This window comes from Pandoraea terrae (assembly GCF_902459695.1).
Taxonomy (GTDB): Bacteria; Pseudomonadota; Gammaproteobacteria; order Burkholderiales; family Burkholderiaceae; genus Pandoraea; species Pandoraea terrae.
Genome location: NZ_CABPRZ010000022.1, coordinates 18,052 through 30,758, shown reverse-complemented (window position 1 = coordinate 30,758; position 12,707 = coordinate 18,052). Strand labels below are relative to the sequence as shown.

10 protein-coding genes are annotated in these 12,707 nt (G+C 60.2%); 2 read left to right on the top strand and 8 right to left on the bottom strand.

The features are described from left to right. Positions 1–15: 15 nt before the first annotated feature. Genes PTE30175_RS21110 through PTE30175_RS21075 form a run of 8 tightly spaced genes read right to left on the bottom strand, consistent with a single transcriptional unit; the run spans position 16 to position 9,707 of the window. Positions 16–1,311 carry a glycosyltransferase gene (locus tag PTE30175_RS21110; protein WP_150699032.1) on the bottom strand — a complete coding sequence of 432 codons (1,296 nt, stop codon included), beginning with the start codon at positions 1,309–1,311 and terminating at the stop codon, positions 16–18. 23 nt (positions 1,312–1,334) lie between these two features. Then, positions 1,335–2,414: a non-hydrolyzing UDP-N-acetylglucosamine 2-epimerase gene (gene wecB, locus PTE30175_RS21105; protein WP_150699031.1), complete on the bottom strand. Its 1,080-nt coding sequence runs from the start codon at positions 2,412–2,414 to the stop codon at positions 1,335–1,337. Between the two features lie 9 nt (positions 2,415–2,423). Beyond that, on the bottom strand, positions 2,424–4,445 hold the full coding sequence (asnB, locus tag PTE30175_RS21100) for an asparagine synthase (glutamine-hydrolyzing) (protein ID WP_150699030.1): 2,022 nt from the start codon (positions 4,443–4,445) through the stop codon (positions 2,424–2,426). Between the two features lie 3 nt (positions 4,446–4,448). Continuing rightward, positions 4,449–5,582 carry a lipopolysaccharide biosynthesis protein gene (locus tag PTE30175_RS21095; RefSeq protein ID WP_150699029.1) on the bottom strand — a complete coding sequence of 378 codons (1,134 nt, stop codon included), beginning with the start codon at positions 5,580–5,582 and terminating at the stop codon, positions 4,449–4,451. A gap of 60 nt (positions 5,583–5,642) precedes the next feature. Continuing rightward, positions 5,643–6,737: a DegT/DnrJ/EryC1/StrS family aminotransferase gene (locus PTE30175_RS21090; RefSeq protein ID WP_150699028.1), complete on the bottom strand. Its 1,095-nt coding sequence runs from the start codon at positions 6,735–6,737 to the stop codon at positions 5,643–5,645. 15 nt (positions 6,738–6,752) lie between these two features. Further along, a complete protein-coding gene (locus PTE30175_RS21085; protein WP_150699027.1) occupies positions 6,753–7,337 on the bottom strand; it encodes an acyltransferase in 585 nt (194 codons plus the stop codon). Position 7,338: 1 nt separating this feature from the next. Continuing rightward, positions 7,339–8,400 carry a Gfo/Idh/MocA family protein gene (locus PTE30175_RS21080; protein WP_150699026.1) on the bottom strand — a complete coding sequence of 354 codons (1,062 nt, stop codon included), beginning with the start codon at positions 8,398–8,400 and terminating at the stop codon, positions 7,339–7,341. A gap of 2 nt (positions 8,401–8,402) precedes the next feature. Further along, a complete protein-coding gene (locus PTE30175_RS21075) occupies positions 8,403–9,707 on the bottom strand; it encodes a nucleotide sugar dehydrogenase (RefSeq protein ID WP_150699025.1) in 1,305 nt (434 codons plus the stop codon). A 503-nt stretch (positions 9,708–10,210) separates the two neighbouring features. Between PTE30175_RS21075 and PTE30175_RS21070 the strand changes: the two genes are divergently transcribed. Together PTE30175_RS21070 and PTE30175_RS21065 are read left to right on the top strand one after the other, a co-directional pair. After that, positions 10,211–10,771, top strand: a complete 561-nt coding sequence (locus tag PTE30175_RS21070; protein ID WP_150699024.1) for a sugar transferase — start codon at positions 10,211–10,213, stop codon at positions 10,769–10,771. 40 nt (positions 10,772–10,811) lie between these two features. Beyond that, positions 10,812–12,707, top strand: a complete 1,896-nt coding sequence (locus PTE30175_RS21065) for a polysaccharide biosynthesis protein (protein WP_150699023.1) — start codon at positions 10,812–10,814, stop codon at positions 12,705–12,707.

Here is a 12,707-nt window from a genome sequence, read left to right as displayed (position 1 = left end):
TCCGTGCAAATCCGATTAGCGCTGCGTGAGCCGAAGCGCAAGCTGCTCGAATTCCCGTGCCTTTTCCTTGCGCGCGAGACTGGTCACGAATTCGTCATTCACTTGTGCGGCGTTTCCGCGCCCAAGCGCCCGCAAAGCGGCAGCCAGCGCCGTTGCGTCGCGAGACACGACATGCTGCGGCGAAGCGCGCCGGATGTAGCTGGCAGCCAGCGTCGCGTCGTCGATTTCGGCGACGATCGGGCGCTCCGATGCCAAGTATTCGAACAATTTGGTGGTCAGCACCCCTCGCGCGCTGAGACTCGAAAGATCCGAGGTTTCGATGAAGAATAATGCATCTGCGGTCAGCATCGCCTCAATGGATTTCGCATAGGGCACGGCCGGCAGGAACTCGATCCAACCCTTGAGACGCGGGTGACGGGCTGCGACATAATCCTCCAGAATGCGGGTGTCGCCGTAAAATTCGCACCGTACTGTCGGCATGCCAGACGTCGTCTCGCCGGCCAGCAACTCAAGCGCTGCGAGCAAATTCAACGGAATACGATCGCGTGTGATCGTCCCCAAGTAGCGCAGCACCGATTGCGATTGGCGCGTTTCGGCAGGCCGGGCCGGCATTTCGGCGCGCACCTTGTCGAATAGCTCGCTGTCATAACCATTTTCGACACACTCGACAAGCGCGTGCATGGTCTCGTAATACGTTTGCATCGGCTCGGATATCACCGTGACCGCCGTGGCGCGCTTAAGCAGGATGCGGTCGATCCAAAGCTCGATTTGGTCGGACAGCCAGCTCCCGTTCATGACGTGGTTGCCGCTGAACTGGTCTCGATAGTCTGCAATCCAGGGCTTGTTGAAGCGGCGGCACGCAAACAGCGCCGCCAAATGGGCGGGCCACGGCGGACAAGAACTGACAAATACGTCCGCGCTCGAGAGCTCGGCCACGACTTCCGGCGCCAGGCTGGCGGATCGAAGTGCCAACGCAAACGTAATGCGGTGGTCAAGCACCTGCCCGAAGACGCGCATCAGTTTCTGCTTGACGCGGCGGGTCCAGTGGATGCGTTTCGCGGCGGGCGTCGCGGCACCTTGGGTCGCGCTGTCGTCGCGCGTCGTGACAAGACGTCCTTGCGAATCGATTTCATAGAGTCGGACGTATCCGGGCACCGGCTCGGTGAGCGGACCGTCTCGCAACGATTTGCTCGTCGACACAACGACGATCTCGTGTCCATCGCGCGCCAGGTACTTCGCGAAGGACTCAACGCGCCGGGAACCGGTCGAATTGAGCGGCGGAAAATAATGGACGAAAAAAACGACTTTCATGGCAGACGGCTCTTCCAGGGCAATCAACGGGCCAGCGCGGGCAGCGCAAGTACTTGCGCGACGATCTTCCCGGAGGCATCCCCGTCACCGTAGAACGCTGGCCAATCCGCTGGTGCGGCCGCTCCGGCGATGGCGTCGGCGATAAACGCCGAATTTGCGCCGACCAATACGTTCCACCCGCTTTGCACCAGTTCCGTCCATTCGGTTTCGTCGCGCATCGTCACGCACGGTTTGCGCATGAAGAAGGCCTCTTTCTGTACGCCGCCCGAATCGGTGGCAATACAGCGCGCATGGCGCTCGAGTTCCAGCATCGCGCGAAAACCCACAGGGGTGATCAACTTCACGTTCGGCGGCACCTGCAAGCCAAACGCTTCGATCTTGCCCCGCGTCCGCGGATGCAAGGGCAGTACGATAGGACTCCCAACGCGCCGGAACCCTTCCAGGATTCCCGCCAGGCGATCAGGGGAATCGGTGTTCTCGGCGCGATGCACCGTTGCGAGCGTGTAACCGAGCGGCGCCACATCCAGCGCCGCAAGAATGCTGTCGTCGCCCGTACCCTGGGCATAGCGCAGGCATGCATCGAACATGACGTCGCCAACATTGCTGACCTTGGACGCAGGAAGTCCCTCGGACAACAATTGCTTGACGGCCGTATCGTTGGGGGCGAACAGCAGATCGCTGACGTGATCGGTGGCGATGCGATTGATCTCTTCTGGCATCGCCCGATTCTTCGAGCGCAAACCTGCTTCAACGTGCGCCACTGGAATATGGAGCTTGACGGCGGCTAGCGCACCGGCCAGCGTCGAGTTGGTATCCCCATAGACGATTACGGCATCGGGACGGTTCTTGAGAAAGATATCCTCGACCTGCTCAAGCATCCGTCCGGTCATGGCGCCATGCGACAATCCACCGACCGCAAGGCGGTGCAGCGGCGCCGGAATTTCCAGCTCGCTAAAGAAGATGTCGCTCATGTTTTCGTCGAAATGCTGCCCCGTATGGATCAGGTGATGCTCGGCCTGGGCTTCGCGCGCAAAAGCATGCGCGACCACCGCAGCCTTGACGAATTGAGGCCGTGCCCCGACGATCGAATAAACTTTCTTCATATGGGGTCCTTACACCGTGATGTCAAATCGTTTGAGCCAAGCGCCAAAACTGATGACGCGCCAAACGTGATAGCTGAACGGCGCCTTGCCGGCCACCACGCGCGACAGTACGTCACGCATGCCGGTGTCAATGAAACGCCCCGCGCGCTCGATCGCCTCATCGAGGCGAGCAGCGAACTGCGCGCTATGATCGCCCTTCATCCAGAATTCCTCCGCTGTCAGGAAGCCCTTCTTATCGATGCGATCGAGAACTTTTTCGGGCACCATGCCACGCATACCCTGACGCAGGACACGCTTGGTCATGCCATGTTCGACTTTGAACACCTCGGGCAGGTTGAGCGAGTACTCCACCAGCCGGTAGTCGAGGAACGGCACGCGCGCTTCGATCGAATGTGCCATCGAATTGCGGTCCTCCCAATGCAGCAGCATCTGCAGGTTGGAACCGTTCATTTGGGCCAGCGATAACTGACGCACGGATAGTGCGCGAGCGCCGAGCGGGACGAACGGGTCGCGATCACGCGCACCCAATGCGGCGGGATCAATCCAGTCGCGCCGCATCTGCGTCATCCCGCGCAACGCACCCAGCGGCCGAATCGACCCCGGGAACAGATTCGCCACAAGGTATTCCGCGAACTTGACGCCGCCGTAACCATGTAGCCGGCGCATTGCGCCAAACTCCGTGGAAAACTCACTCACTTGGCCCCGGCGTGCGAGACCCGCGAGCCGCGCACCCAGGAACCCATGATATCCGGCCAATTGCTCATCCGCCCCTTGGCCGTCGAGCATGACGAGGACACCGTTTTCGCGCACGGTACGGAACACGCACCATTGCGCGAACACGCTGGAAGAGCCGAAGGGTTCGTCTTGCGTCCACACGAGATCGTCGAGACGCTCGAACAACTCGCTTCCGGACGGGAAAAGCAGCGTGCTCTCCACGTTGTTGGCGCGCGTCACCTCCTCGATGAACTCGCGCTCGTCGACTGCACGGTATTCCGAGCACGACGAGAACGTTTTTTGCGGCATCGTTGCCCCAATCGAATCGAGCTCTGCACGCACCGCGCAAACGATCGAGGACGAATCCAGCCCGCCGGACAGGCACGAGCCGAGCGGCACGTCTGCGCGCATGCGTAGACGCACCGCATCGAGGAACAAGCGACGAAACTCGCCTGCAGCCTCGTCGAAATTCATCGGAACGTCGCAATGCTTGCGCTCGAGATCATACCAACGCGTAACCGCCAGCCTTGGGTCCAAGCGGCGCGTCAAGCCCCCATGGCCATTGAGCTGAAGCATCGCGAAATGACCCGGCGGCAATTGATACACGCCCTGGAACAGGGTCTCGTCGCCGTGGTCTTGAATCCCCCAGGCAAGAAAATCGAATGCCGGTTGTGCAGCGACGGTGGGACGCCAATCGGGCAATGCGGAAAATGCCTTGATTTCGGAGGCAAAGGCCAACGACGCACCGTCGTTCGTCACTCGGTAATAGAGAGGCTTCACTCCGAAACGGTCGCGCGCCAGGAACAGCGTGTGCTTTTCGCGGTCGTAGATCGCCATCGACCACATGCCATTGCAACGATCGAGCAGGCCGGCCCCCCAGCGGTCATAGCCGGCGAGCAACACCTCGGTGTCGGAATGCGAGCGGAAACGGTACCCGTAACGGGTCAATTCCTCGCGCAACTCGACATAATTGAACACCTCTCCGTTATAGACGATCCAGTAGCGATCCTGGTAGGACATCGGCTGATGCCCAAGCGGCGACAGATCCACGATGGACAAGCGGCGATGCCCCATCGCAAGATAGGTCGCGGGCCGATCGGCAAACCATTCCCGGCGATGTGCCACCGGACGGTAGGGAAGCGCACCGACCTGGTCGAACGACGGGGTGTCGTCACCCGCGAGACAAACCGGCCCCTGCGCAGGAAAGACCACAATGCCTTCGTCGTCCGGTCCGCGGTGACGAATAAGATCGGCCATGTCCGCGACATGGCGCAAGTCCACGGGATTCGACTGAACGATGCCTACGATGCCACACATTGGTTATCCTGCCACTTTATCAGCGATGTATAAGTACAACCCATAGCACACGGTCTCGCTGATCGCGTACGCAATCAGCAACTGTTCAATCGGCACGTGGCCGGCGAGTGAGTAGAACACGGCGCCCGTTATACAGAAATACAGTGCCTGCCAGATCGCACAAATCCGTAGACGTGCCTTGACGATGAAGATTCCCGTGACTGGCGAGACACAACTCCGCACGGCGACAGGAAGAAACACCAACACCAGGAATTCCGTGTCCGTGCGCCAACCATCACCCAGAAACAGATGGAGAACCGGTCGCCCCAACAGCATGACGCCCAGCAACAATACACCTGCCCCAAGGGCCAGCCAAACCGCGACGCGGCGTTGAAACGCGCGCGGCGAGGCACCTTGTCGAACGATATCGCCGGCACGTTTCAGGAATACCTGCCCGAGCGCCATGGCGAACAACGTCAGGGGCGCCGCCAAAAGACGCTGGGCTTGGGCATAGTTGCCGGCGTCATGCGAAGAATATTGCGACGAGATGAACCAGATCGGCATCGCCAGCGACCCGGCGTCGAGCAACGACGTCGGCAGCGATACGATCGGGAACTCGCGGAAACGCCACGCCGACGGCACGACTCGCGCCAAGCCGGCCCAGTCCAATCGCGTCAGGTAGCGCAATGCAAGCGGCGTTGCCACCGCGAATCCCAGCAAGCAACTGTAAATCAACCCGATCGGCGACAGGAGTGCTGCGATCGAAAACACCGCTGGCTGTGCGAGCCGCAGCAGGCTTGACCATGCGAAACGACCGTCCCGGATCGCCATCGCGGAACTCGCTTGGAATACGCCGCAGACGATTGCCGCGGCAGCCACGTTCCATACACTGGCCCCCTCTCCGACGACGCGCCCCAGTAGCGCATGCGCCCAAGGCGACCACACGGCCAAGGCGCCAAAGCCGGCCGTTGCCAACGTTGCAAGGAAGGCGGCCCCGAAGAGGCTGGCAACCTTGTCGTCGTCCGCAGCGTTCAATGCCGCGTCGTAGCGAAAACAAGCGGTGGCGACGAACACGTTGCACATCGACAGAAATGCCGCGTATTCACCAAATGCTGCCGGCGGGTACATCCGGGCCAACCACGGTGTGGTGGCCAACACGATCAGTTGCCCAGCTGCGGCGCCTCCGGCGACCGTCGCTATCTGCCGCAGGAACACCGGCTAGTTGCCTTTCAACGCACGGATGACTTTATCCAGATCCGCCTCGCTGAGGTCGGGACTCATCGGCAAGCTGAAAACAGCACCGGCGGCCGCGGTGGAGGCGGCGCAACCCTCGGGCGACGCGAATTCGCGATAGGCCGGCTGCTGATCGATCGGCGTGGGGTAGTGAATCGCGTAAGGGATCTTCGCTTCCGACAAACGTTGCAGGAAGGTATCCCGCAGGCCGGCATCGGCGCGCACGGTAAACTGGCCGTGGACGCTGGTGCGATCCGAACGCACGACCATCGGGACGAGCCCGTCGACCGACGCAAGAAGATCCTGATACATTGTGCCAAGCGCGATACGGCGCTCCACCTCCCACTCCAGACGAGGCAGCTTGCCGAGCACGATTGCGCATTGCAACGTGTCCATGCGGCCGCCCACGCCGACGCGGGTATGGTAATAGCGCTTTTCCTGGCCATGTACGCGGATTTCCCGCATGGCCTTTGCCAGCGCGTCGTCCGACGTGAAGATGGCACCGCCGTCGCCGTAGCAGCCGAGCGGCTTACTCGGGAAGAAACTGGTGCAGCCGATCGTTGACGCGTTACCGCTACGCTTGCCACGATACGTCGCGCCGAAGCTCTGCGCCGCGTCCTCGATGACAACCAGGTTGTGACGCGCCGCAATCTCGTTGATTTCGTCCATGTCGGACATCTGTCCGTACAGCGACACGGGAATGATCGCCCGCGTGCGCGGAGTGATCTTGGCCTCGATCAGACTGACATCAATATTGCAGGTATCCGGCTCGATATCGACGAACACGGGCTTTGCCCCCACCAGTACGATGACCTCAGCCGTCGCTACGAACGAAAACGGCGTGGTGATGACCTCATCGCCCGGGCGGACGCCAGCCGCCATCAGCGCAATCAGCAGCGCCTCCGTCCCGGAAGCCACGGTTACGCAGTGCCGCGCCCCCGTATAAGTGGCCAATTTCTCTTCGAGTTCGGCGACTTCCGGCCCCATGATGAAGCGGCCGTGGTCGAGCACCGCACGAATGCGGCTGTCGATTTCGTCTTGTTGCGCCCGATACTGCGCTTTCAGGTCAATGAATTCCATAATGTCTCGCGCCCGTCAAGGATGGGCCTTGATGCTACATACCCCTTCCGCCAGGACATAGGTTTCTCCCGTGTGCGGGCATACCGCCTCCCCGTTGCCGCTCAACGGCAGTTCCAGGCGTTCGCCAAAACGGCTTATCCATCCGATCTGCCGGGCCGGCACGCCGGCCATCAGTGCATACTCGGGAACATCGCGGTTAATGACAGCGCCGGCGGCTACAAACGCGTACGCACCAACGGTCACGCCGCACACGATCGTCGAATTGGCGCCCAGTGTCGCACCAGTGCGCACGACAGTGCGCCGATACTCTTCCTTGCGGGTGACGGCGGAACGCGGATTGTAGACGTTCGTGAACACCATGCTTGGGCCACAGAAAACGTCGTCCTCAAGGATCACGGCATCGTACACGGAGACGTTATTCTGCACCTTGACGTTGTTGCCGATCAGGACGTCATTGCCGACGAACACGTTCTGTCCAAACGAGCATCGCTCACCAATCCGGGCGCCCGCGCAGATATGCGCGAAGTGCCAAACACGCGAACCGTCGCCGATACTAGCGCCATCGTCAACAATGGCGCTCGGATGGATGGTCACCGCCATGTCAGTAATCCAGCGGCAGCGCAACGCGCTTGCCATCACGCGCCGAACGGTAGGCGGCAATCAAGACTTCCAGGGAACGCAGGCCTTCCCGGCCGTCGGTTTCCGGCTCTGCCTCGCCGCGCAGAACGCGAATGACGTTGTCGTAATACAGCGGATGACCAAAACCGTACACCGAAGTCGTCTCGTAGCTGGCCCCGGCTACCTTGGCGTCGTCTTCATCCGGCTCAGCAAATTCCCAAGTCTGAACTTCATTGACCGCCACCCCGCCGATTCGGACGGTTCCCTTTTCGCCGAGTATCGTGATGCTGCCTTCCAGATTTTTCGGGTACGTCAACATCGTGACGTTCATCGACCCCAGGGCGCCACTGCGCCAGCGCAAACTGATGACGCCAGTGTCTTCGACCTCGATGTCGCGCTCCAGCGTTCCAGTATAGGCGTGCAAGCTTTCCACCGGTCCGATGATCCAGTCGATCAGATCGATGTAATGGCTGGCCTGATTCATGAATGCGCCGCCGTCGAACTCCCAGGTGCCGCGCCACGAGGCGCTATCGTAGTACTCCTGAGGACGCGTCCAGAACACGTTCAGATTGACCATATAAATCCGCCCAAAGCGCTTCTTCTCGACCGCGCGCTTGAGCAACTGCAGCGTCGCATTGCGGCGATTCTGCTTGACGACGAAGAGGCGCACCCCCGCCGCATCGCATGCGTTGACCATGCGCTTGCCGTCCTCCCACCGGGTCGCCATCGGCTTCTCGGTAATGACGTTACGGCCCGCCGCGGCGATTTCGATCGCCTGCTCGGCATGCAAGCCCGACGGCGTCGTCAGAATCACCGCGTCGGCGTCGCATTCGGCAAGCATCGCGCTCAGACTCGCGTATGGCCGCGCTCCGGTAGCTGCGGCAGCCTGCGCCAAGGCCACAGGATCGATGTCGCAAACACCAACCAGTTCGGCACGCTCTGCGTGTCGCTCGATGGCGCCGATGTGGTTCTTTGAGATCCGGCCGCAGCCGACCAACGCAAATTTCACCTTGCGCCCTTGAATGGCAGGAGGGAATTGGCGCATCGTCAAGCCTTGACAATATTGCGATGTGGTTCCCGATAGACGCCACGCGTGTCGACAATCAACCGTGCGTGCTTCTGGATCAGGTCGTAATCGAACGAGTCGTGATTCGTCGCGAGAAGGACGAGATCATACGAAGCGACGGACGCCGCGTCCAACGCGACGCTGGACAGATCGAAGTGGTGCTCGCGCATCTGAGGGAAGTGCGGCACGTGCGGGTCCGAATAGGCAATCTGTGCGCCCTTGTCGCGCAGCAGCTCCATCAACTCCACCGACGGCGACTCACGCATGTCGTCCACATTCTTCTTGTAGGCGATACCCAACACGAGAATGCGGCTGTTCTTGACGGCCCGTTCGCGACTGTTGAGCGCGTCGGTGACCTTCGAAACAATCCATTGCGGCATGTCGCTGTTGATCTCGCCGGCCAGTTCGATGAACCGGGTATGCATGCCGTACTCGCGCGCCTTCCACGTAAGGTAGAACGGATCAATGGGAATGCAGTGACCGCCCAGGCCCGGGCCAGGCCAATAGGGCACAAAGCCGAAGGGCTTGGTCGCAGCCGCGCGGATCACCTCGAACACGTCGAGGTCCATGCGATCGCAAATAATCTTCATTTCGTTAACGAGACCGATATTGACCGCGCGATGGATGTTCTCCAGCAGCTTGGTCATTTCGGCGACTCGCGTGCTCGACACCGGAACGACCTCGTCAATGATCTGGCTGTAGACCGCTACGCCGACATCGAGGCAGGCAGGTGTGTGGCCACCCACCACTTTCGGAATTGTGCGCGTCGTGAAATCGGGATTGCCCGGATCTTCGCGCTCCGGCGAGAAGACGAGAAATACATCAACGCCGACCTTGAGCCCGGCACGTTCGATACGCGGCAGCAGCTCTTCGTCAGTGGTTCCCGGGTACGTCGTACTCTCCAGCGACACCATTTGCCCGGCGCGCAGATGCGGGACCAGCGAATCCACGGTGCCGGTGACGTAGGACAGATCGGGTTCACGGAACTCATTGAGCGGCGTCGGCACGCAGATGATCAGCACATCGCATTGCTTTGCCTGGCTGAAGTCGGTGGTCGACGTCAGGCCTTTCGCACGAGCAGCTTGCACCGAGGCGGCACCGATGTGCTCAATGTAGCTTTCGCCGCGATTGAGTTTTTCAACCTTGCTCTCGTCAATATCCAAGCCGAGCACGGGAAAACCGACCTCCACAAAACGCAGTGCGAGCGGCAATCCGACATAACCCAGACCAACAATACCTATGCGCGCCTGTCGTGAAATGACAAGCTGCTTGAAATCTCTTTCCATTCGATGACTTTTACTGGGAGTGAGGCGTAGCTTCGACGAACGTGGATTACCAAGAACAAAGAGCCATGGAACGAACTTGAATCCAAGGCGCGGAGGTCGATGTCCACCCGGTTACGAGCGTTCAACGGCACACATTGTACCAATATTTGTGCATGCAACTGTCTGCCCAGCACAACAATGCGGTGCCCGCGGCCGCTTGCCGCTGGGGGAAACCCGCACGCGCCGGTGTTTTTGGGAAGGGGGTGCCTGTATAATTAGGCGATTTCCGGCACCCGAGCGGCTCGATATGGTTGAATTTATCGCAATTCCCGAGCGCCCTGATTCTCAAAAATTGTTTCAAATTGCGACAGCCGTACAGGGCCAATGGAGCTCGGCTGCGCCAATACGGCGCGTTCTCCCGCAACGTATTGACGTGTAACGTAGCCACTTACGGTGGATAAGCGGGATTCCTGTCATGCCGCCAAGTGGATACGGATTGGAGACTTCCGGAAAGATTTAGATACATGAAGCGCCTCTTCGACTTCTGCGTTGCGCTCTGCGCAGGTCTCGTACTTCTGGTCCCCCTGCTATTCGTTGCGATGGCGGTGAAACTGACGTCGCAAGGCCCCGCCCTCTATTGGTCGGACCGCGTTGGCCGGAACAATCGGATTTTTCGCATGCCGAAATTTCGCTCGATGCGAGTGGGAACGCCGGCGGTCGCCACCCACCTGCTGTCCGATCCGGCCGCGCACCTGACGCCGATCGGCAGCTTCCTACGCAACACGAGCATCGACGAACTGCCGCAGCTGTGGTGCATTCTAACGGGCGACATGAGCATTGTCGGACCGCGCCCCGCCCTGTTCAACCAGGACGACCTGATCGCGCTGCGCACGGCCGCTGGGGCTGAAGTTCTGCGCCCCGGACTCACGGGCTGGGCTCAGGTCAATGGCCGGGACGAGCTGCCGATCCCGGCCAAGGTCGCCTACGATGTTGAATATCTGCAGCGTCAGTCATTGGCATTCGATCTCCGCATCGTCTGGATGACAATACTAAAAGTATTGAAACGCGACGGCGTGTCGCACTGACCGTCCTTCCGATCGACACCAGGATCATTCCACCCGAGCCATGCTTGAACGCCTTGTCAAACTGAAGCGCCCCGTCAAGATCGCCCTGATGTTGCTGATGGACGCGATCTGTCTACCGATGTGCTTTTTCCTCGCCACGGCGCTTCGCCTTGGCACTTGGCGCGTATTTACGAGTTCCACCGTTTTGCTCGCGGCCGTGATCACGGGCGTCGCCATCGTGTTCTTCGTACGATCCGGCCTCTACGGCGCCGTGATCCGGTTCATCGAGATGCAGGTCGTACAGACGATCTGCCTGGGCTTGGGCATCGTGGTATTGGCGGGTTACCTGGTCATGCTGCTATTTGGTCAGAACGGCACGCCTCGCACGTCACTCGCCATCTTCTGGCTGATCGCGTTCGTCTATGTCTCCCTGTCCCGTTTCGGCGCTCGCTCGTTCATACAGCGCCTGACGGGCAGCCAACACAGGAATCGCCAGAAAGTCCTGATCTACGGCGCTGGCGGCGCCGGAGCTCAACTAGCGCAGGCCATGCGGCAGAGCCGCGAATACGAAGTCGTCTTCTTCATCGACGACGATCCTGCGCTGCGCCACAAGACCGTGGCTGGCATTCGGGTCTACGGACCTCATGAATTGCACGGCCTGCTCGATCGTTATACGGTATCGATGATTGTCCTCGCCATGCCGTCGCTGTCGCCCTCCCGACGTAGCGAAGTGATTGAATCACTTGCGAAATTCAACATCACGACTCGGGCGCTACCTGGCATCGTCGACCTTGTCGACGGAAAAATCACAATATCCTCCATCAGGGAACTCGAACTCAGCGACCTGCTGGGACGGGATCCCGTTCCGCCTCGTCCCGACCTTTTCTCTCGGTGCATCAAGGGCAAGTCGGTCCTGGTGACTGGGGCGGGCGGCTCAATCGGCAGCGAACTGTGTCGGCAAATCGCGAGCCAACAGCCGGCGCACCTGGTCCTGCTCGACCACTCCGAATTTAATCTGTATGCGATCGAAGCCGAACTGCAGAGCCGCGCACCCGCGCTGCCGTTGACGCCGATCCTGGGGAGCGTCTGCGATGAAACCCTGCTTGAGAGGGTGCTGGCCGACTACGCCACGGATACCGTCTACCACGCGGCCGCATACAAGCACGTACCGCTTGTCGAGAGCAATATGCACCAGGGCGTGCTCAATAACGTGATGGGCTCGCTTGCCGTGGCGCGCGCGGCCGGACGGGCGAAGGTCGCGACTTGCGTTCTTATCTCGACCGACAAGGCAGTTCGCCCGACCAACGTCATGGGCTGCACCAAGCGTATCGCCGAACTCGTATTTCAGGCCGCAGCCACGAAATTCAGCGATACGTGCTTCTCGATGGTCCGCTTTGGCAATGTGCTGGGCTCGTCCGGATCGGTCGTTCCGCTGTTCAAGAAGCAAATCGTCGAAGGCGGACCGATTACGTTGACTCACGCCGACATCAATCGGTATTTCATGTTGATTCCTGAAGCCGCGCAACTCGTTATCCAGGCCGGCGCAATGGCACAAGGCGGCGACGTATTTGTTCTCGACATGGGCTCGCCGGTACGCATCATCGATCTGGCGCGCAAGATGATCCATCTGTCCGGCTTTTCGGAAAAAACGCCTGAGTTTCCCAACGGCGACATTGCCATCAGCATCGTCGGCCTGCGTCCAGGCGAGAAGCTCTATGAGGAGTTACTGATCGGTGACGACGTCATGGCGAGCGAGCACCGCAAGATCATGCGCGCACACGAACGGATGGTGCCGTGGGAAGCGCTGATGCCTGAATTCGACACCCTTTTCCGAGCGTGCCGGCGTTTTGACCGCGAGGGAACGATGCTTGCTATTATGAGTCTAGTCCCAGAGTATGCCCCGCAACCGGGCGAAGACATCGGGGCCGTACCGAGCCCCGCAACAAGCAGCTGCTGA